18 protein-coding genes and 2 tRNA genes are annotated in these 20,303 nt (G+C 69.9%); 5 read left to right on the top strand and 15 right to left on the bottom strand.

The features are described 5' to 3' along the window. The first annotated feature begins 61 nt into the window (after window positions 1-61). Window positions 62-913, top strand: coding sequence for a carboxylating nicotinate-nucleotide diphosphorylase (nadC, locus tag FHR97_RS05410; RefSeq protein WP_183382750.1), 852 nt, complete (start codon window positions 62-64; stop codon window positions 911-913). Window positions 914-917: 4 nt separating this feature from the next. Here the strand turns inward: nadC and FHR97_RS05405 are convergent, their stop codons facing one another. Then, window positions 918-1,466: a GNAT family N-acetyltransferase gene (locus FHR97_RS05405; RefSeq protein WP_183382749.1), complete on the bottom strand. Its 549-nt coding sequence runs from the start codon at window positions 1,464-1,466 to the stop codon at window positions 918-920. A 92-nt stretch (window positions 1,467-1,558) separates the two neighbouring features. Here FHR97_RS05405 and tsaA point away from each other — a divergent pair, with 92 nt between their 5' ends. Next, window positions 1,559-2,278 (top strand): tRNA (N6-threonylcarbamoyladenosine(37)-N6)-methyltransferase TrmO, encoded by a 720-nt coding sequence (gene tsaA, locus FHR97_RS05400; RefSeq protein WP_246403791.1) that lies wholly within the window; start codon window positions 1,559-1,561, stop codon window positions 2,276-2,278. A 60-nt stretch (window positions 2,279-2,338) separates the two neighbouring features. Here the strand turns inward: tsaA and purC are convergent, their stop codons facing one another. From purC to dapA, 4 genes are read right to left on the bottom strand one after another with little or no spacing between them, the layout of a single operon-like run. Continuing rightward, entirely contained in the window at window positions 2,339-3,052 is a 714-nt protein-coding gene (gene purC, locus FHR97_RS05395; protein ID WP_183382748.1) for a phosphoribosylaminoimidazolesuccinocarboxamide synthase, read from the bottom strand. A 41-nt stretch (window positions 3,053-3,093) separates the two neighbouring features. Then, window positions 3,094-3,891 (bottom strand): MBL fold metallo-hydrolase, encoded by a 798-nt coding sequence (locus FHR97_RS05390; protein ID WP_183382747.1) that lies wholly within the window; start codon window positions 3,889-3,891, stop codon window positions 3,094-3,096. Continuing rightward, window positions 3,891-4,853, bottom strand: coding sequence for an outer membrane protein assembly factor BamC (locus FHR97_RS05385; RefSeq protein WP_246403785.1), 963 nt, complete (start codon window positions 4,851-4,853; stop codon window positions 3,891-3,893). Before FHR97_RS05385 ends, FHR97_RS05390 begins: the two co-directional genes overlap by 1 nt. Before the next feature lie 46 nt (window positions 4,854-4,899). Next, the gene (dapA, locus tag FHR97_RS05380) at window positions 4,900-5,784 is read right to left on the bottom strand and encodes a 4-hydroxy-tetrahydrodipicolinate synthase (RefSeq protein WP_183382746.1); all 885 of its coding nucleotides are present in this window, start codon (window positions 5,782-5,784) and stop codon (window positions 4,900-4,902) included. A 202-nt stretch (window positions 5,785-5,986) separates the two neighbouring features. Between dapA and FHR97_RS05375 the strand changes: the two genes are divergently transcribed. Further along, window positions 5,987-6,463 carry a peroxiredoxin gene (locus FHR97_RS05375; protein ID WP_183382745.1) on the top strand — a complete coding sequence of 159 codons (477 nt, stop codon included), beginning with the start codon at window positions 5,987-5,989 and terminating at the stop codon, window positions 6,461-6,463. 31 nt (window positions 6,464-6,494) lie between these two features. Here the strand turns inward: FHR97_RS05375 and FHR97_RS05370 are convergent, their stop codons facing one another. Together FHR97_RS05370 and FHR97_RS05365 are read right to left on the bottom strand one after the other, a co-directional pair. Next, the gene (locus tag FHR97_RS05370; protein ID WP_183382744.1) at window positions 6,495-7,598 is read right to left on the bottom strand and encodes an AI-2E family transporter; all 1,104 of its coding nucleotides are present in this window, start codon (window positions 7,596-7,598) and stop codon (window positions 6,495-6,497) included. Continuing rightward, window positions 7,595-7,843, bottom strand: a complete 249-nt coding sequence (locus FHR97_RS05365) for a sulfurtransferase TusA family protein (protein WP_183382743.1) — start codon at window positions 7,841-7,843, stop codon at window positions 7,595-7,597. Before FHR97_RS05365 ends, FHR97_RS05370 begins: the two co-directional genes overlap by 4 nt. Before the next feature lie 150 nt (window positions 7,844-7,993). Between FHR97_RS05365 and FHR97_RS05360 the strand changes: the two genes are divergently transcribed. Next, on the top strand, window positions 7,994-9,448 hold the full coding sequence (locus FHR97_RS05360) for a M48 family metalloprotease (RefSeq protein WP_183382742.1): 1,455 nt from the start codon (window positions 7,994-7,996) through the stop codon (window positions 9,446-9,448). 83 nt (window positions 9,449-9,531) lie between these two features. Here FHR97_RS05360 and nadA read toward each other — a convergent pair whose 3' ends face one another. The 7 genes from nadA to radD all read right to left on the bottom strand — a co-directional run bounded on the left by nadA (window position 9,532) and on the right by radD (window position 15,727). Then, a complete protein-coding gene (gene nadA, locus FHR97_RS05355) occupies window positions 9,532-10,560 on the bottom strand; it encodes a quinolinate synthase NadA (protein WP_425486064.1) in 1,029 nt (342 codons plus the stop codon). Between the two features lie 292 nt (window positions 10,561-10,852). Beyond that, window positions 10,853-10,928 (bottom strand) — tRNA-Lys (locus FHR97_RS05350). 41 nt (window positions 10,929-10,969) lie between these two features. Beyond that, window positions 10,970-11,045 (bottom strand) — tRNA-Lys (locus FHR97_RS05345). Window positions 11,046-11,141: 96 nt separating this feature from the next. Beyond that, window positions 11,142-11,993, bottom strand: coding sequence for a 23S rRNA pseudouridine(2605) synthase RluB (rluB, locus tag FHR97_RS05340; RefSeq protein ID WP_183382740.1), 852 nt, complete (start codon window positions 11,991-11,993; stop codon window positions 11,142-11,144). Beyond that, window positions 11,993-12,883 carry an SMC-Scp complex subunit ScpB gene (scpB, locus tag FHR97_RS05335; protein WP_183382739.1) on the bottom strand — a complete coding sequence of 297 codons (891 nt, stop codon included), beginning with the start codon at window positions 12,881-12,883 and terminating at the stop codon, window positions 11,993-11,995. The genes rluB and scpB overlap by 1 nt, the downstream gene beginning before the upstream one ends. After that, window positions 12,880-13,848, bottom strand: a complete 969-nt coding sequence (locus FHR97_RS05330; RefSeq protein ID WP_183382738.1) for a segregation/condensation protein A — start codon at window positions 13,846-13,848, stop codon at window positions 12,880-12,882. Before FHR97_RS05330 ends, scpB begins: the two co-directional genes overlap by 4 nt. Window positions 13,849-13,933: 85 nt before the next feature. Then, the gene (radD, locus tag FHR97_RS05325; protein ID WP_183382737.1) at window positions 13,934-15,727 is read right to left on the bottom strand and encodes a DNA repair helicase RadD; all 1,794 of its coding nucleotides are present in this window, start codon (window positions 15,725-15,727) and stop codon (window positions 13,934-13,936) included. A gap of 312 nt (window positions 15,728-16,039) precedes the next feature. Here radD and FHR97_RS05320 point away from each other — a divergent pair, with 312 nt between their 5' ends. Continuing rightward, on the top strand, window positions 16,040-16,252 hold the full coding sequence (locus FHR97_RS05320; protein WP_183382736.1) for a hypothetical protein: 213 nt from the start codon (window positions 16,040-16,042) through the stop codon (window positions 16,250-16,252). A gap of 75 nt (window positions 16,253-16,327) precedes the next feature. On the opposite strand, the gene purL is transcribed toward FHR97_RS05320, so the two are convergent. Beyond that, complete coding sequence (gene purL / locus FHR97_RS05315) at window positions 16,328-20,266, bottom strand: phosphoribosylformylglycinamidine synthase (RefSeq protein ID WP_183382735.1); 3,939 nt, start codon at window positions 20,264-20,266, stop codon at window positions 16,328-16,330. Window positions 20,267-20,303: the final 37 nt, after the last annotated feature.

The raw sequence follows: 20,303 nt of genomic DNA, 5'->3' as shown, positions 1-20,303 counted from the left end.
TGTCCTTGCGTTTCCCCTATAATGGACGTTTCCAGCTTCACAGCACAGAGACAGGCCCGCCATGCACTACCAGGATGCCCTTGCCGAAGAGATCCGTGACAGCGCCGCCCGGCTGCTGGCCGAGGACGTCGGCCCCGGCGACATCACCGCCGAGTTGATTCCCGATAAACAGTGGGCCCGGGCCCGGGTGATCACCCGGGAGGACACCGTGCTGTGCGGGGTGGCCTGGGTCGACGAGTTGTTCCGGCGACTCGACGCCCGGGTCGCGCTGCGCTGGCAGGCCGCCGACGGCGACCGGGTGGCCGCCGGTGACGCCTTCCTCGAGCTCGAGGGACCGGCCCGCGCCCTGCTGACCGGTGAGCGGGCGGCCCTCAACCTGCTGCAGACCCTCTCGGCCACCGCCACCCGCACCCGCCACTACGTGGACCTGCTCGCGGGCACCGGGGTCCGGGTGCTGGACACCCGCAAGACGCTGCCCGGCATGCGCCTGGCCCAGAAGTATGCGGTGACCTGCGGCGGCGGGCACAACCATCGCATCGGGCTCTTCGATGCCTTCCTGATCAAGGAGAACCACATCGCCGCCTGCGGGGGGATCGGGGCCGCCGTGGACGAGGCCCGGCGCATCGCCCGGGACCTGCCGGTGGAGGTGGAAGTGGAGACCTTCGAGGAGCTGGACCAGGCGCTGGCCGCCGGTGCCGACGTGATCATGCTCGACAACTTCTCGCTGGAGGACATGCGCGAGGCGGTGCAACGCACCGGCGGCCGGGCCACCCTGGAGGCCTCGGGCAATGTCGACGAGACCACCCTCAGGGCCATCGCCGAGACCGGGGTGGACTGCCTCTCCAGCGGCGCCCTGACCAAGGACGTCAAGGCCATCGACCTGTCGATGCGGATCGTCGAGCAGGACGCCTGAGCGCTCAGCCATCCGACGCTTCCAGCGACTTCACCAGATGCCGGCGGCACAGCCGCTGGCCACCCCGCTCGACCCACTCCTCGCGCACCCGCCGCCAGCCGCGCCGCTCCAGCGCGTCGGCCATCACCAGGCTGGCGTCGATGCCCAGGCGCGTCGCCCCCTGCTCCCGCAACAGTCGCTCGGCATGCGCCAGCAGGGTCGAGCCGATGCCGCGGCGGGCCAGGGAGGGCCAGACATAGAGGGACTCCACGTAGTGGCGGCGCGGGTCGATCTCGATGAAGCCCACGCAGCGGCCGTCACAGGTCGCCACCAGGGTGGTATAGAGTGCCTGGCGCGCCGCCCAGGCACAGCCCTCGCGGGGCAGCACCGCGGCCCAGGCCTCCCGCGCCGCCAGTGCGTAGTGCGCCATGGCACCCTGCATGACCGCGTGGCGAAAGACCTCGGCCTGGTCGATGCCGTCCTGGACCCGCGCCTGGCGATAGAGGATACGCGGCGGCCGGGGGGTGGCCGGACCGTCCGGGGGCGCCGGGGAAACGGGGTCGGCATGACGCATAAGGGACTTCCTGCGAGAATGGAGACGCCCAGAGATTACCGAAGCCAGGCGCCCGGGCCAATGCCCGACGGCGACCGCCATCAGGACCCGCCATGCACGCCCCCTCTGCCGCCTTGCCCATGACGCCCATCGGGCATATCGCCAGCGACTTTCCCGACAAGTTCGGCATCCCCCGCCAGCCCGGCCTGGCCGAGGCCGCCCGCGCCCGCCTGGTACTGGCGCCCCCCTTCGACGACCCGCTGGCGGTGCGCGGCCTGGAGGCCTTCAGCCACCTGTGGCTGACCTTCGTCTTCCACCTGAGCCCCGAGCGCTGGACGCCCCTGGTACGCCCGCCGCGCCTGGGGGGCAATGCCCGGGTGGGGGTCTTCGCCAGCCGCAGCACCCATCGCCCCAATCGTCTGGGCCTGTCGCTGGTGGAACTCGTCGCCATCGACACGCGCGCCGGGGTGAGCCTGACGCTGCGCGGGGCCGACCTGGTGGACGGCACCCCGGTGCTCGACATCAAGCCCTACCTGCCCTGGGCCGAGGCCCGCCCCGAGGCCCGGGCCGGCTTCGCCCCCGAGGCGCCGGCGGCGCTGCCCGTGCGCTTCACCCGCGACGCCGAGGCCGCCCTCACCGCCCGGACCGACGGCGACTCGCTGCGCGCGCTGATCGCCCAGGTGCTGGCCCAGGACCCGCGCCCGGCCTACCGCCGCGGTGCCGAGGAGCGGGTCTACGGGGTGCGCCTGCGCGACCTGGACGTGCGTTTCCGCGCCCAGGCCGATGCAGAAGGCAATACGCTGCTGGAGGTCGTCGAGATCGTGGCGGTGTAGGAGCCCGACACGACGAAGGGCCCCGCAGGGCCCTTCGTTCGGTATGCCTCGGCGGCTGGCTCAGTCGAAATCGACGCCGATGCGGCGACCCACCTCCTCGTAGGCCTCGATCACCCCGCCCAGGCCCTGACGGAAGCGATCCTTGTCGAGCTTCTCGCGGGTCTCGGCGTCCCACAGGCGACAGCCGTCCGGGGAGAACTCGTCACCCAGCACGATCCGGCCCTGGAAGAGCCCGAACTCGAGCTTGTAGTCCACCAGCAGCAGGCCGCCATCGGCGAACAGCTGCTTGAGCACCTCGTTGACGCGGAAGGTCAGGGCCTTCATCTCGGCTAGCTGCTCGGGGGTCGCCCAGCCGAAGGTCTCGGCCAGGGACTCGTTGATCATCGGGTCATGGAGCTCGTCGTTCTTGAGGAACAGCTGGAAGGTCGGCGGGTTGAGCTCGCTGCCCTCCTCCACACCGAGGGTCTTGACCAGGCTGCCCGCGGCGATGTTGCGCACCACGCACTCCACCGGCAGCATGTCGAGGTTCTTGACCACGCACTCGGTGTCGGAGCGAAGGCCCTCGAAGTGGGTGGGGATGCCGGCCTCCTGCAGCTTGCCCATGATGAAGGCGTTGAAGCGGTTGTTGACCTTGCCCTTGCGCTCCAGCGACTCCATGCGCCGACCGTCGAAGGCGCTGGTATCGTCACGGAAGTGCAGGATCAGGCGATCCGGGTCATCGGTGGCGAAGACCGACTTGGCCTTGCCGGCATAGAGTTCTTGGCGCTTTTCCATGGGAAGCCTCCACAGGCGGTAGGTATAAGAGGATACGGGGATCAGGTGATCGCCTGCCAGTCCAGCCCCTGATCCTGGGCGGCCACCGTCAGGCGCGAATCGTCGCCGTCGAGCAGCGGCACCAGGGCCTCCAGGGCCAGCTCGGGGCGGTTGTTGTGTTCGGACAGGTGCGAGCAGACGATGCGCTGCAACCGCTCCAGCCCCAGCCGCCGGAGCAGCCAGGCGGCCTGGGCGTTGGCCAGGTGGCCCCACTGGCCGCCGACCCGACGCTTGAGGCTCGGCGGGTAGGGGCCAGTCTCGAGCAGGTGGACATCGTGGTTGCACTCCAGCACCAGCGCATCGCAGCCACGGAAGGCCTCGACGACGTGCTCGCTGGGATGGCCCAGGTCGGTGAGCAGGCCGAGGCGTCGGTCGGCGGCGGCGAGGCGGAACTGCACCGGCTCCCGGGCATCATGGGGCACGGTGATCGGGTCGATCTCGAAGCCCTTCACCCGGAAGGGCGACTGGGGGGTGATCCAGTGGCGGTGCGGCACCTCGCCGAGCTTGCCCGACAGCCAGGTGCCCGGCGTCAGGTAGACCGGGACCCGGTGGCGCCGGGCCAGGGGACCGACACCGCGCACGTGATCACCGTGCTCGTGGGTCACCAGCACGGCATCGAGCTGGCGGGGGTGCAGGCCGAAGCGGGCCAGGCGACGCTCGGTCTCCCTGAGGCCGAAACCGCAGTCGACCAGTAGGTGCGTTTCGCCGTCGCTGACCAGGGTCGCATTGCCCTTGCTGCCGCTGCCCAGCGAGGCGAAATGCAGGCGTCCGGCCCCCTCCAGGCTCGGCGACTCCCTCATCAGCCCAGCAGGCCCGCCACCCGCTCGAGGAGTTCACGGCGATCCTCCGCGGAGAGCTCGCGCTCGTCGGCGGGCTCGGCGCGCAGCACGGTGCGCTCGGGCCCGCTGGCCTCCAGCACCAGGCGAATGCGCTGGGGCGATGCCTGGCCCAGGCTGGTCAGGGTGCCGAGCAGCCCCTCACTGCGCTCGCTGAGGGTCAGGTAGTCCACCAGGAAGCGGTGACCGTCGGCGTCCTGCTCCAGCAGCTCGCGGCGCTCGGCCACCGAGAAGTCGGCCTCGAGCTGGTAGCTGAGCTCGGCCCAGGTCCGCTCCAGGTCGAAGGGGATCACCAGGCGCCACTCGCCGGCGCGCTGCTCGAGCAGCGGACGCATGCGCTCCTCGGGGGCACGTTGCACCGCCAGCGACGAGGCGCTGGCGGTGGCACCGCGCGCCTCGAAGCGCCGCTCCAGGGCCCGCAGGCAGCCCTCGAGCGGCGTGCCGGCCTGCTCGCAGCGGACCTCGCTGGCCCCGGGCTGCAGGCCCGGGCGCACGCTGAGGCGTCCCGCGTCCGTCTCCAGCACGCCCCGGCTCGAATCGCGACTCACCACTTGCAGGCCGCGCTCGTCGGCGAAGCGCTCCAGCTCGGACCACACCGCACTGGGCTCGGCACCGACCACCAGCCAGCGTTGCCCGGTCGCCTCGCGGCGAGCCACGTCACCGGCCTCGACGCCACTGCCGGCGCCCAGCGCGCGGGGCGGCGGGGCCTCGAAGTCGTCGCCCTGGGAAGCGAAGCTGCCGGCGGCCTCTGGCACCGGCATGGCATCCCGGTAGCGGCGGGTGTCCCGGCTGTCGGGCAGCACCAGGGGCGCACTCGCCTCGGCCTCGGCATAGTCGACGCGACGGTCGTCGAAATAGCCGTCGCGGGCACAGCCGGCCAGGGCCAGGGCGGCCACCAGGGGCATCCATTTCAGCGCAGCGCTCATGCATCCACCTTGCATCGGGTTGTCCAGGTTGCGGCTCGGGCGCCGCTCAGTCGTCGATCACACCGGCCAGCTGCAGGGCCTCGCTGACGGTGGAGTGGTATTTCTCGGAGAGCCAGGTCAGCGGCAGACGGATACCCGGCTCGATCAGCCCCATGCGGTGCAGGGCCCACTTCACGGGGATCGGGTTGGCCTCGATGCCCAGGTTGGTGTGCAACGGCATCAGCCGGGTGTTGATCTGGTGGGCCTTGTCGACCTCGCCGGCCACGGCAGCGACGCACAGCTCGTGCATGGCCCGCGGCGCGACGTTGGCGGTCACCGAGATGTCGCCATGGCCGCCCATCAGCATGAAGTCGCAGGCCGTGCCGTCGTCGCCGGAATAGAGCATGAAGTCGCTGCCCTTGAGGCGGGCGATGAGGTCCTCGGCGCGCTCCAGGTTGCCGGTGGCATCCTTGAGGCCGACGATATTGTCCACCTCGGCCAGGCGCAGCACGGTCTCGTTGTAGAGGTCCGAGCAGGTGCGGCCGGGCACGTTGTAGAGGATCACCGGCAGGTTGCTGCCCTCGGCCACGGCCTTGAAGTGCTGGTAGAGGCCTTCCTGGGTCGGCTTGTTGTAGTAGGGGCACACCGACAGGCAGTAGTCGGCCCCCACCTCGCTGGCGTAGCGGGCCAGCTCGACCGCCTCGGAAGTGGCATTGGCGCCGGTGCCGGCGATCACCGGGATGCGCCCGCCGACTTCCTCCACCACGGTGCGAATCACGTCGAAGTGCTCGGCGAATGACATGGTGGTCGGCTCGCCGGTGGTCCCCGCCGCGACGATCGCATCGGTGCCGTGGTCGAGATGGAAGTTGACCAGGGCCCGCAGGGCCTCCCAGTCGATATCGCCGTTGACCTTCATCGGTGTCGCCAGTGCGACGATGCTGCCCGTGATCATGCTCTGCTTGTCCTCTCAACTGCCTGCCGGGGTGACCGCTGCGGCCAGGGTCACCGTTCAAGGATCCCGCCCCGCCCGGGGTCTCGATATCAGGGGTCAAATGGTACTCAGGGCTCGAGAGCCTGTACAGCGGCGACTTTACAGTTCGCCCCGGGTTGCGTGTAATCGGGGCCTTTGCCCACCGCGACCCGAGGAGTCCTCCATGACCGTCAGCATCGGCCAGCCCGTGCCCGACTTCACCGCCACCGCCACCGGCGACACCCCCCTGAGCCTCTCGGCGCTGCGCGGCCGGCAGGTGGTGGTGTACTTCTATCCCAAGGCCAGCACGCCGGGATGCACCACCGAGGGCGGCGACTTCCGCGACCGCAAGGAGGCCTTCGAGGCCGCCAACACCGTGATCGTCGGCGTCTCCCGGGACGGCATCCGCGCCCAGGAGAACTTCAAGGCCAAGCAGGGGTTCACCTTCCCGCTGCTCTCCGACAAGGACGAGACGCTGTGCCGGCTGTTCGACGTCATCAAGCTCAAGAAGCTCTACGGCAAGGAGCACCTGGGGATCGAGCGCAGCACCTTCCTGATCGATGCCGACGGCACGCTCGCCCGGGAATGGCGGGGCGTCAAGGTGAAGGGGCACGCCGACGAGGTGCTGGAGGCCGCCCGGGCGCTGCACGCCGGGCAGTGAGGGCCGCGTGTCCGACTCACGGCGGACGCGCTCAGGTCTCGACGGTCTCCTCCTCCTTGGAGACCTCCTGGCGGCGCTGCTGGATGCCCCGCGGCCAGGCATAGACCAGGGCCTTGAGCAGGGTCGCCAGGGGGATGGCGAAGAAGATGCCCCAGAAGCCCCAGACGCCGCCGAAGAACAGCACCGCCAGGATGATCGATACCGGGTGCAGATTGACCGCCTCGGAGAACAGCACCGGGACCAGGACGTTGCCGTCCAGGGCCTGGATGACCCCATAGGCGATGATCACGTAGAGGAACTGGTCACCGAGACCGAAGTGGAAACCCGCCACCGCCGCCACCGGCAGGGTCGCCACGGCGGCGCCGATGTAGGGCACCAGCACCGACAGGCCCACCAGCACCGCCAGCAGGGCCGAATAGGGCAGGCCGAAGAACATGAAGGTGAAGAAGGCCACGCCACCGACGATGATGATCTCGGTGAACTTGCCGCGCACGTAGTTGGCGATCTGATCGTCCATCTCCTGCCACACCCGCGTCATCAGGCCGCGATTCTTGGGCAGCAGCGAGACGGTGAAGCCCACCAGCCGGTCGCGGTCCTTGAGCATGAAGAACACCAGGATCGGCACCAGCACCAGGTAGACGATCAACGCCACCACGTTGCCCAGCGAGGCCAGCGACAGGGTCAGGGCGCGCTGGCCGAGCTGGGTGACCTCGCGGCCGGCCATGCCGATCCAGGCCTGGATCTGGTCCGGGGTCACCAGCTGGGGATAGCGCGTCTGGAGGTCGTCGAGCAGCTCTTGGCCACTGGCGAACATGCGCGGCGTCTCCTGGACCAGGTTGACCAGCTGGTTCCAGATCAGCGGCATGAGGATCAGCGCCATCGCCAGCAGCACGCCGATGAAGGCCAGGTAGACCAGCATCACCGCCAGGAAATGCGGCACGCGTCGCCGGGTCAGTGCGTTCACCGCGCCCTGCAGCAGGAAGGCGATCACCAGGGCGGTGAGGAAGGGCGCCAGCATCTTGCCCAGCCAGATCACCACGGCGAAGCCGAGCACCAGCATGATCAGCAGGATGACCGCCTCCTCGTCGGAGAGGTAATGGTCGACCCAGCCACGGAACACCGACCTCAGGGTCATGGAGCCTGCTCCCCACCCTTGCGAATCCAGTAATGGTAGACCTCGCCGCGCTCCTCACGGGCCGGCATCTCGTGATCGCTCTGGGCGATGAAGGTCTCGAAGTCCCGCCAGGACCCGGCGTCGGTGGCCATCACTTCCAGCAACTGCCCCGGCGCCAACCGGGACAGGGCCTGCTTGGCCTTGAGCAGGGGCAGCGGACAGGGAAGACCCCGTGCGTCGAGCACGTCATCAGGTTGCACAGCCATATTGTCTCCCGGGAGAATGCCAGAGGCATGCCGGGCCCGAGCGGGGCAGGTTGCCGACATGAACTCTTGGGATTTAAAGGCACTTTTCCGGACGAATCAATGTCGGAAGGGAGCCGTCTCGCTCCGTTCCGCTCTCTGACGAGGAAGGCCATGCTGCGTCGCCCCCTGTCCTGTCTCACCGCCCTCGCCCTCAGCCTCGCCGTCGCCGTGCCGGCCCTCGGCCAGTCTGGCGACGATGCCGGCCTGCCCAGCCTGATCAGCGGCGACACCCAGGCCGTCAGCGGCAAGGAGGTACGCCTGGGCCGCGCCTGGCTACGTCAGTTTCGCGCCAAGGCCCCGCAGTGGCAGGACCCCATCGCCCAGCACTACGTGGAATCCCTGGTGGACGGCCTGCTGCCCTACAGCCACGTCGGCGGCATCGACCCGGTGATCACCCTGGTCGCCAGCGAGCGACTCAACGCCTTCGCCGTGCCCGGCGGCGTGATCGGCATCAACGCCGGGCTGTTCGCCTTCGCCGAGCGCGAGGCGCCCCTGGCCTCGGTGCTCGCCCATGAATTCGGCCACCTCTCCCTACGCCACTATGCCCGGGGCCAGGCCCGCGCCGAGCAGACCCAGATCCCGGCCATGGCCGCCATGCTCGCCGGGATGCTGATCGCCGCCGGTGGCGGCGGCGATGCCGGCATCGCCGCCGCCATGGGCTCCCAGGCCGCGCTATTCCAGGATCAGCTGGCCTACTCGCGGCGCTTCGAGCGGGAGGCCGACCGGGTCGGCCTGCAGGCCATGGCCGATGCCGGCTACGACCCCCAGGCAATGGTCGAGATGTTCCGCACCATGCAGCGCAAGATCTCCCTGCAGGGCGGCAACCCGCCGGAATTCCTGCTCACTCACCCGGTCACGGAATCACGCATCAGCGATGCCCAGGCCAGGGCCGACCAGCTCGGCGCAAGCGCGCCCCGGGACGAGTCTATCGAATACCACCTGATCCGTGCCCGCGCCCTGCTGGCGATCCACGACCAGGACCCGCGCCAGGCCGCCACCCGCCTGGCCCGCGGCCAGGCCCCGGAGATGGCCCGTCGCTATCTGGCCGCGCTGGCGGATGCCGAGGCCGGACGCAGCGAGGCCGCGCTGCAGGCCCTGGATGCCCTGGCCCGGCGCCTGCCGGACCTGGCGATGCTCCCCGCCTCGGCCGCCAAGGTGGCCCTCGACGCCGGCCGCGTCGACGACGCCATCGCCCGCAGCCGCCATCAGCTGCGCCTGATGCCCGACTACGTGCCGGCCAGCCTGCTGCTCGGCGAGGCCCTGCTGCAGCGCGATCCCGACGCGACCTACCGGCAGCTCAGCGAGCTGGCCACCCGACGCCCCGAGGATCCCCGGGTCTTCGACCTGCTCGCCGAGGCCGCCGGTCGCAGCGGTCGCCCGGCCTGGGGGCACCTGGCCCGGGCCGAGCACCTGCAGCTCACCGGCCATATCGATCGCGCCATCCGCCAGCTCGAGGTGGCCAAGGACGTGGCGGAAGCGGAACACGACGACAACGCCGCCGGGCGTATCGCCCAGCGGCGCGAGGCCTTCATCGAGTACCGGGAGGCCATGGAGGAGTTTCAGTAACAGTTGGAAGCTGGAAGGCAGCATGTCGCCTTCCAAAGCCCGCATCCAAGGGCTGTCTTCCAGCTTCAAGCTCTAGGCGAAGCCTAGCGATTGAAGTTGAGCATCCGCTCCAGGGGCTTCAAGGCGGCAAGACGCAGGGCATCATCGACGAAGATCTCGCCGCTGCCCTCGCGCAGGGCGGCGGCCATGTTGTCCAGGGCGTTCATGGCCATCCAAGGGCAGTGGGCGCAACTCTTGCAGGTCGCGCCGTTGCCGGCGGTGGGCGCCTCGAAGAGGGTCTTCTCGGGCACCGCCTGCTGCATCTTGAAGAAGATGCCGCGATCGGTGGCGACGATCAGCTTGTCCTGGGGCAGCTCCTTGGCCGCCTTGATCAGCTGGGAGGTGGAGCCCGCCACATCGGCCAACTCGACCACCGAGGCCGGGGACTCGGGGTGCACCAGCACCGCGGCCTCGGGGTACAGGCCCTTGAGGTCCTCGACCCCCTTGGCCTTGAACTCCTCGTGGACGATGCAGGCGCCGTCCCAGAGCAGCATGTCGGCGCCGGTCTGCTTCTGGATATAGCCCCCCAGGTGCTTGTCCGGGGCCCACAGGATCTTCTCGCCACGGGCCTTGAGGTGCTCGATCACGTCCACCGCGATCGACGAGGTCACCACCCAGTCGGCCCGGGCCTTCACCGCCGCCGAGGTATTGGCGTAGACCACCACGGTGCGGTCGGGATGGGCGTCGCAGAAGGCGCTGAACTCCTCGGCCGGGCAGCCCACGTCCAGCGAGCAGGTCGCCTCCAGGGTCGGCATCAGCACGCGCTTCTCCGGGGAGAGGATCTTGGCCGTCTCGCCCATGAAGCGCACGCCGGCCACCACCAGGGTATCGGCCTCGTGGCGGGCGCCGAAGCGGGCCATCTCCAGGGAGTCGGCCACGCAGCCGCCGGTCTCCTCGGCCAGCTGCTGGATGGCGTCGTCGGTGTAGTAGTGGGCCACCAACACGGCATTGTGGGCCTCGAGCAGACGCTTGATCTCCTCGATACGGGCCTCGTCCTCGGCGGGAATACGCGTGGGGCAATAGGTACGTGCCAGCTGATCGCGCAGCTCGGCATGGGAAGTCATGATCGTCATCGTGTCTACCACTGTGACCGGCAGGGGCTCCCCCTGCATTGCACCAGGTGCCGACACGCGTGCACTCCGCACGCCGCGACACGCCAGAGGGTCAACCGTCGCGTCTTCCGCCGTGGCCGACCCGCGTCCATTCTAGACCGGATAACGCGTGATTCATTCACTCCGGGCGAGAAACATGACGCCCGCCGATGATGACGCCGTCTCGGCCGGGTTGCAAGCACAACGGCGCCGGCGCCGCCTGCCCCCGGAACGCAGAACGCCCCTGCCTCATGGGAGGCAGGGGCGCTATGTCTGGTGGGTCGTGTAGGATTCGAACCTACGACCAATTGGTTAAAAGCCAACTGCTCTACCAACTGAGCTAACGACCCGCAACGCATGGCGGCTCAGTCGCCATGGTCTCAGGTTCGGATGGTGGGTCGTGTAGGATTCGAACCTACGACCAATTGGTTAAAAGCCAACTGCTCTACCAACTGAGCTAACGACCCGTCCGAACGGGTGCAGATAATACGGATATGCCCCCGGCCTGGCAAGGACTTTTTTGCCTTCCGGCGCCCGCCTCCCCGGCCGGGGGCAGGCGCCCGCTAACGACGTGCCTTGGGCTTGCGCATCGCCTGCACCGGCCGGCGCTTGTGCTTGTCGCGGCTCCAGCGGTTCTTCTCGTCGGGCGTCAGCTCCGGCACCTTGCGGGGCGACAGCCCGGCCATCTCGGCCAGGTCGTCGATCTCGTCCTGGCTGAGCTCCACCCACTCGCTGGCCTTGGCGCGCTTGTCGAGGAAGATGTTGCCGTAGCGCACCCGCTTGAGGCGGCTGACCGTCAGGCCCTGGGATTCCCAGAGCCGACGCACCTCGCGATTGCGGCCTTCCATGATCACCACGTGGAACCAGGTGTTGATGCCCTCGCCGCCGAACTCCTGGACATCGGTGAAGCGAGCCGGGCCGTCGTCGAGCATCACCCCCTCGACCATGGCCTTGAGCTGCTCCGGCTTGACCTCGCCCATGACCCGCACGGCGTACTCGCGCTCGATCTGGGTGGAGGGATGCATCAGGCGATTGGCCAGCTCCCCGTCGGTGGTGAACAGCAACAGCCCGCTGGTGTTGATGTCCAGCCGGCCGATGGCGATCCAGCGCTCGCCCTTGAGGCGTGGCAACCGGTCGAAGACGGTGCGACGCCCCTCGGGGTCCTTGCGGGTGCACAGCTCGCCCTCGGGCTTGTTGTACATGATCACCCGGCGCGGCACCTCGTCGGCGGCCCGCAGGGTCACCGGCCGGTCATCGAGGGCCACCCGATCGCGGCTCTCGATGCGGTCGCCCAACGTGGCCACCTGGCCATTGACCTTGACCCGGCCGTCGGCGATGGCGGCTTCCATCTCGCGGCGCGACCCCAGGCCCGCCCGGGCCAGGACCTTCTGCAGTTTCTCGGTGGTGGTGCTCATCAGTCGTCTGTCTCGCTGGTAGTGGATTCCGCCCCCGCGGCAGCGTCATCGTCGACGCGGCCCCGGGCACGTTCGGACAGGCGAGCCTCGAGGTCGGCGAAGCTCAGGCCCGTCCGTGCTGACGCCGTCCCGGCGTGGGAATCGTCGGCCGTCCCGGCCGTCGTCTCGCTGGCCGCGGCGGCCTCCCTGGCCTCCGCGGCGGCGGCGTCGCCGCTCTCGGGCGACGTCGCGTCGTCTGGTGTAGCGTCCGCCGCCGGCGTCTCGCCCGATTCCTCCGGCGGGGCATCCGCCTGGGCCAGCAGCTCGTGCTGGGGCGGCGGCGGCTCGTCCTCGAGGCTCTCCTCGGGGGCATCGAAGCCCTTGAGCTCGTGCATCGGCGGCAGCTCGTCGAGGGTCTTGAGGCCGAAGTCGTCGAGGAAGGCCCGGGTGGTGGCATAGACCGCCGGACGGCCCGGCACGTCCCGGTGCCCCACCACCCGCACCCAGCCGCGATCGACCAGGGTGCGCATGATCGACCCGCTCACCGTGACGCCGCGCACCTCCTCGATGTCGCCGCGGGTCACCGGCTGGCGATAGGCGATCAGTGCCAGGGTCTCGAGCAACGCCCGGGAGTAGCGCTGCGGGCGCTCGTCCCACAGCCGCGACACCCAGGGCGAGAGTCGCGGCCGGATGCGCAGCTGGTAGCCCGAGGCGGTCTCGAGCAGCTCCATGGCGCCGCGCTCGTGACGCAACTCGACCCGCCCCAGGGCCTCCCGCAGCGCTCGCCTCGGCGGGCGCTCGTGGTCGTCGAAGAGCGCATCGAGGCGCTCCAGCGAGAGCGGCTCGCCCGCCGCCAGCAGGGCGGCCTCGAGGATCTCGTCCAGGGCATCGGGGAATTCCATGGCGGTCATGCCGGCTCGCTCCCATCGTCGTCCTGCGGCACGAAGGCGCTCTCGCCCTCCTCGCCGGTGTCGTCGAACGCCGCCGCCTCGTCGCCCTCCTCCTCCGCGGCCACCCGGGCCCGCACATGGATCGGCGAGAGTGGCGCGTTCTGCACGATCTCGATCATCGCCTCCTTGGCCAGCTCGAGGATCGCCATGAAGGTGACGACCACCCCGGAGCGGCCTTCCTCGAGGCGGAACAGCGCCTCGAAGGGGGTGTAGTGCTCATGATGCAGGCGCTCCATGATCGCCAGCATGCGCTCCCGGGTCGACAGCACCTCGCGGCTGACCTGGTGGGCCTGATTGAGCTCGGCGCGGCGCAGGATGCCGGCCAGCGCGCCCAGCAACTCGTCGAGTTCCACGTCCGGGTGCACCACCCGCGACTCCAGGGGCGGCAGGGCCGCCCGGGCCGGGAACCAGTCGCGACCCAGCCGCGGCAGCTCGGCCAGCGCCTCGGCGGCGTTCTTGAGCCGCTCGTACTCCTGCAGGCGGCGGATCAGCTCGGCCCGCGGGTCTTCCTCCTCGTCGTCGCCGCCCTCCCTGGGCGGCTTGGGCAGCAGGGTCCGCGACTTGATCTCGGCGAGCATCGCCGCCATCAGCAGGTACTCGCCGGCCAGCTCGATCTCCATGGCCTTCATCAGCTCCACGTACTCGATGTACTGGCGGGTGATGGCGGCCACGTCGATGGCCAGGATATCCAGGTTCTGCCGCCGAATCAGGTAGAGCAGCAGGTCCAGCGGCCCCTCGAAGGCCTCGAGGAAGACCCGCAGCGCCTCCGGCGGGATGTAGAGATCCTCGGGCAGCTGGGTGATCGGCTCGTCGAACAGCCGGCCGAGCACCGCCGCGCTCTGCTCCGCCGCACCGGGCTCGGCCGCGGCGCCGCCGGCCCCCGGCGGGGCATCGGGCGCTTCGATGGACGATGGCGTCTCGCTCACGCGGGGCCTGGCCTCCGGGCTGGTGGGTCGGCGAATGATCGACCGCACAGTCTACCAAGGGCCGCCGCCCAGGGTAAGCCGCGGCTCACTCGGCCTCGGCGGCGAGGCGATGGCGCCCGGTGTAGTCGAAGAGCTTGCGTCGCACCTGCCAGTGCCGACCGACCTGGCGGCCGATGACGAAGTCCGGCGCCCGCAGCCGGCGCTGCTCGCGGACCACCTCCTCCGGCGTGGTCGGCGACCAGCGACTGCCCGGCGCCCGCAGGTGCTCGCGCAGGAAGACCGCGGCGAAGGCGCCGCGCTGGGCCGGGGTCTCCAGGGCGAACCACTCGCTGAGGGTGGCGCCGTCCTCGTCATGGTAGACGACCTTGAGCCGCGGCAGGCCGCGGCCGTTGACGGTGGCCTGAAGTTCCATGCCGGAGACGCGCAGCACCCGGGCGTCGCGCAGCTTGAGCGCCTCGCGCAGCTTGTCGTCGGCATCCACCAGCAGCGCCTCGCAGCCGTGGCAGCGCCGCGCGGCGGTATCGTTCTCGGCGCCGCACTGATCGCAGACCTTGAAGCGAAAGCGGAAGTCGCACTGCCTGAGAGGGGCGCCCGAGGCCGCGCCCTGCCGACCCTCGTCATCTTCCACCAGCCCCTGGCAGCGCCGCCCGAAGTGCTCGATGACCAGCTCGCCGTCGCGCCGCCCCCAGAACAGGTTGGCGTGGCCGCACTGGGGGCACTCGACCTGCACCGGCTCGGTGTCCGCCGCGGGCCTGGGGCTGCCCACCTCGGGGGCATAGAGGTCCCAGGGATTGCCGGCATAGTCGAGGATCAGGCAATCGGCCTTGCCGGGGGCGAGGCGCAGGCCGCGGCCGACGATCTGCTGGTAGAGGCCCACCGATTCGGTGGGACGCAGGATGGCGATCAGGTCCACGTGGGGCGCATCGAAGCCGGTGGTCAGCACCGCCACGTTGACCAGGTACTTGAGCTCCCGGCCCTTGAAGGCGGCGATGACCGCCTCGCGCTCGGCGGCAGGGGTGGCCCCGGTGATCAGCGCCGCCTCGCCGGCCGGCAGGTAGCCGAGGATCTCCTCGGCGTGGGCCACGCTGGCGGCGAAGAGCATCACCCCGGCTCGCTCGGCGCCGCGCGCGACCACTTCCTCGATGATCGACGGGGTCGCGCGATGGCCGGCCACCACCCGGTTCAGCTCCGCCTCCTGGAACAGGTCGCCGCTGCCCGGCGCCAACACAGAGAAGTCGTAACGCTCCACGGCGGCGTCGACCAGGCGGGGGGCGGCGAGATAGCCCTGCTTGACCATCAGCCGCAGCGGCTGCTCGAAGACGCAGTCGCGGAAGAAGCAGTCCTCGGCGCCACGCACCATGCCGTGGTAGTGGCGGTGATAGAGGAAGCCCTGCCCCAGCCGATAAGGCGTGGCGGTCAGGCCCAGCACCTTGAGTCGCGGGTTGCGCTCGCGCAGGTGAGCGATGACCCGACGATAGCTGGAGTCCTCCTCCAGCGAGACCCGATGGCACTCGTCGATCACCAGCAGGGTGAAGGCATCGTCGTCGAAGCGCTCGAGGTTTCTCACCACCGACTGCACCGAGCCGAACACCACCTGACGGGCTGCCTCCTTGCGGCCCAGGCCGGCGCTGAAGATGTCGGCCTCGAGCCCGTAGGCCAGGTACTTGGCGTGGTTCTGCTCGACCAGCTCGCGCACATGGGCCAGCACCAGCACCCGGCCGCGGGCCAGGCGCGCCAGCTCGGCGATCACCAGCGACTTGCCGCTGCCGGTGGGCAGCACCACCACCGCGGGGTCGTCGGTGACGCGGAAGTGCTCCACCACCCGGGCGACTGCCTGGCGCTGATAGGGACGCAGGGTGGGGGTGGCGGCTTCGGTCATGGCGGCACCTCGAGGCATGGGAGCGCCATCTTACCGGCCGCGGGCGGCCGCGTCAGGGGCGCTGCCGCTTAGCAGCGCAGGCTCAGTCTTTCATGCATCCGCCTCACACTCCGTCACGGGCTCCCGGTCCCCATGCCGGCGCCCCGCGGCGCTCTTGCAGACCGCCAGCGGGGTAGCGCAAGCCTTGATGGAAGGATCCTCCATAAGTCGGCATTCAACGGTCGTCACTTGACCAAAACGCGACCAGCCATGATACCTAGGGGTAAGCCCCGGGCGATTGGATCGCCCATCGTCGAGACAGGAGAGGCGCATATGAAAGCGAAGACCCGCCCCGAATGCCCCAAGTGCGGCAGCCGAGTGAAGCGGTTCCCGCCGGGGCGCCATGATCAGTATCACGTCTATTGCGATGGCTGCGGTCACGACTTCGGCCGCCACGACTACTTCCAGGCCCAGTTCCGCCACCTCCTCGATGACCTGGAGGCGCAACTGAAGCGGGAATCGCCCAGCGGTGACGGCGCCTCCTGACCCCGTTTTCCCCTGTCGAAAACGCCGACGCCCGGACCATGGTCCGGGCGTCGGCGTGTCGGCTGGCGCGGGAGATCAGCCCAGCCAGCGCCGGGCGTTGCGGAACAGGCGCATCCAGGCCCCGTCGCGGGTCCACTCGGCCGGCCGCCAGGAGTTGGTCACCGCCCGCACCACACGCTCCGGGTGCGGCATCATGATGGTCACCCGGCCGTCCGGGGTGGTCAGGCCGGTGATCCCCGACGGCGAGCCGTTGGGATTGGCCGGATAGCGGGTGGTGACCTGGCCATAGTTGTCCACATAGCGCAGCGCCACCTGGGCGCTGCCCTGCATGCCGCGCAGGTGGGCGCTGTCGCGGAATTCGGCGCGCCCCTCCCCGTGGGCCACGGCGATCGGCAACCGCGAGCCCTCCATGCCGGCGAGCAGGATCGACGGGCTCTCCTCCACCCGCACCATGGCCACCCGGGCCTCGAACTGCTCCGACTCGTTGCGCACGAAGCGCGGCCAGTCCTCGGCGCCGGGGATCAGCTCCTTGAGCTGGGCGAGCATCTGGCAGCCGTTGCAGACCCCCAGGGAGAAGCTGTCGTCGCGGGCGAAGAAGCCGGCGAACTGCTCCCGGGCACGCGCATTGAACAGCACCGACTTGGCCCAGCCGCCGCCGGCGCCCAGCACGTCGCCGTAGGAGAAGCCGCCACAGGCCACCAGGCCCTTGACGTCCTCCAGAGACACCCGCCCCTCGAGGATGTCGCTCATGTGCACGTCCACCGCCTCGAAGCCGGCCTGGTCGAAGGCCCAGGCCATCTCCAGGTGGCCGTTGACGCCCTGCTCGCGCAGCACCGCCACCGCCGGCTTGGCGGTGTTGACGAAGGGGGCGGCGATGTCCTCGTCGACGTCGAAGGTCGGCACCGCCGAGAGGCCGGGGTCGCGACCATCGAGCAGGCCGTCGAACTCGCTCTTGGCGCAGTCGGCGTTGTCGCGCAGCGCCTGCATGCGATAGCTGGTCTCCGTCCAGGTGCGCTGGGCCAGCAGGCGGGTGGTCTCGAGCAGCGGCTCCTCGAACAGGGTCACCCGCACCTGGTCGTCGTAGCGCGGCCGGGCGATCACGCCGCAGGTCTCGAGGCCCGCCGCGGCGAACTGCGCCAGCACCGCCTCGGTGTACTGCCGCGAGACCTGGATGACCGCCCCCAACTCCTCGGCGAACAGCGCATTGAAGGCCTCGGTGGGCTCGTCGATCAGCCAGTCGAGCTTGATCTCGAGGCCGGCATGGGCGGCGAAGGCCATCTCCAGCAGGGTGACCAGCAGGCCGCCGTCGCTGCGGTCGTGATAGGCCAGCAGCTTGCCGTCGGCGTTGAGGCCCTGAATCACCGAGAAGAAGGCCTTGAGGTCCTCCGGGTCGTCCAGGTCCGGGCAGGCGTCGCCCACCTGGCCATACACCTGGGCCAGCGCCGAGCCGCCGAGGCGATTGCGGCCACCGCCCAGGTCGACCAGGATCAGGTCGGACTCGTCCTGCTCCAGGTTGATCTGCGGGGTCAGGGTGCGCATGGCATCGGTGACCGGGGCGAAGCCGGTGGTCACCAGCGACAGCGGCGCGGTGACGCTCTTCTCCTCGCGCTCGCCCTTGCCGTTCTCTTCCTCCCAGGCGGTACGCATGGACATGGAGTCCTTGCCCACCGGCACCGCGATGCCCAGTGCCGGACACAGCTCCATGCCCACGGCATGCACGGCGTCATACAGCGCCTGGTTCTCGCCGGGATGGCTGGCCGCGCTCATCCAGTTGGCGGAGAGCTTGATGTCGCCGAGCTTGGCGATCGGCGCGGCGGCCAGGTTGGTGATGGTCTCGGCCACCGCCAGGCGGGCGCTGGCCGCGGGGTCGATCAGCGCCACCGGCGGGCGCTCGCCCATGGCCATGGCCTCTCCGGCATGAGTATCGAAGGTCGCCGTGGTCACGGCCACGTCGGCCACCGGCACCTGCCAGGGGCCGACCATCTGGTCGCGGGCCACCTGGCCGGTGATGGAGCGGTCGCCGATGGTGATCAGGAAGTTCTTGGCGGCCACGGTGGGCAGGCGCAGCACCCGGTCCATGGCCTCGCGCAGGTCCAGGTTGTCGAGCATCACGCCGGGCATCTCGCGGCGCTCGCGGGTGAACTCGCGCTGCATCTTCGGCGGCTTGCCGAACAGCACGCTCATCGGCAGGTCCACCGGCTGGGTCGAGAAGTGGCCGTCACGGACCTCCAGGTGGTGAACCTCGATGGCCTCGCCGACCACCGCGTAGGGGCAGCGCTCGCGCCGACACAGGGCGTCGAAGGTCGCCAGGTCCTCCGGGGCCACGGCCAGCACGTAGCGCTCCTGGGCCTCGTTGCACCAGATCTCCAGCGGGCTCATGCCCGGCTCGGCGTTGGGCACCTCGCGCAGCTCGAAGCGCCCGCCCCGCTCGCCGTCCTTGACCAGCTCCGGCAGGGCGTTGGAGAGGCCGCCGGCGCCCACGTCGTGGATGAAGCGGATCGGGTTGTCGCCGCCCAGCGCCCAGCAGCGGTCGATGACCTCCTGGACGCGGCGCTCGATCTCGGGGTTGTCGCGCTGCACCGAGGCGAAGTCGAGGTCGGCGCTGGACGCGCCGGAGGCCATCGAGGAGGCCGCCCCGCCGCCCAGGCCGATCAGCATCGCCGGACCGCCCATCACGATCAGCTTGCCGCCGACGGGAATCTCGCCCTTCTCGACGTGCTCCTCGCGGATGTTGCCGTAGCCGCCGGCCAGCATGATCGGCTTGTGGTAGCCGCGGCGCTCGATGCCCTCACCGCCCAGGGCCTCCTGCTCGTAGCTGCGGAAGTAGCCGGCCAGGTTGGGCCGGCCGAACTCGTTGTTGAAGGCGGCGCCGCCGATGGGCCCCTCCAGCATGATGTCCAGGGCGCTGACGATGCGCTCGGGCTTGCCGTAGTCGAAGGCCTCCCAGGGCTGGACGAATTCGGGGATGCGCAGGTTGGAGACGGTGAAGCCGGTCAGGCCCGCCTTGGGCTTGCCGCCGATGCCGGTGGCGCCCTCGTCGCGGATCTCGCCGCCGGCCCCGGTGGCCGCCCCCGGGTGCGGGGCGATGGCCGTGGGGTGGTTGTGGGTCTCCACCTTCATCAGGATGTTCACCGGCTCCCGATGGGTGCCGTAGACGGCGCGCTCGGCGGCGCCGCCGGTCAGCGGTGCGGCGAAGAAGCGGCCCGCCTGGCTGCCACGAATCACCGCGGCGTTGTCGCTGTAGGCGGAGAGGATGTCGTCCGGCGAGGCCTCGTAGGTGTTCTTGATCATCTTGAACAGCGAGCGCGGCTGGGCCTCGCCGTCCACTACCCAGTCGGCGTTGAAGATCTTGTGGCGGCAGTGCTCGGAGTTGGCCTGGGCGAACATCATCAGCTCGACATCCGAGGGATTGCGCTCGAGCCCCTGGAAGGCCTCGTACAGGTAGTCGATCTCGTCCTCGGCGAGCGCCAGGCCCAGCTCGACGTTGGCGGCCTCCAGGGCGGCGCGACCGCCGGCGAGGATATCCACCTGGCCGAGCGGCGCCGGCTCGTGATGGGCGAACAGCCGCGCGGCATCCGAGGCGTCGAACAGCACCGCCTCGGTCATGCGGTCGTGGAGCAGCGCGGTGACGGTCTCGAAGGCCGCCTCGGAGAGGGTGCCGGCGAAGCTCACCCGGTAGGCGATGCCCCGCTCCAGGCGCCGGATCCGGGTCAGGCCGCAGTTGTGCGCGATATCGGTGGCCTTGGAGGACCAGGGCGACTGGGTGCCGATGCGGGGTATCACCAGGAACAGCCGGCCCTCGCCGGCGGCGGCGTCCTCGTCCCGGCTCGGGCCATAGTCCAGCAACCGCTCGAGCAGGCGCCGGTCCTCGCCGGCCAGGTCGCCCTCGTGATCGACGAAGTGCAGATAGTCGGCGGTGAGTGCCTCGACCTCGGGAACGGCGGCACGCAGGGCGGCCAGCAGCTTGGCATGACGGAAAGCGGATAAGGCGGGCGCACCACGCAGTTCGAGCATATCCTGGGGCCTCTGAAACAAGCGGAATGACGGGGCC

It is taken from the genome of Halomonas stenophila (assembly GCF_014192275.1).
Classification (GTDB): Bacteria; Pseudomonadota; Gammaproteobacteria; order Pseudomonadales; family Halomonadaceae; genus Halomonas; species Halomonas stenophila.
Note: the sequence above shows the minus strand (reverse complement) of the source record. Positions and strands in the feature narration are given on the sequence as shown.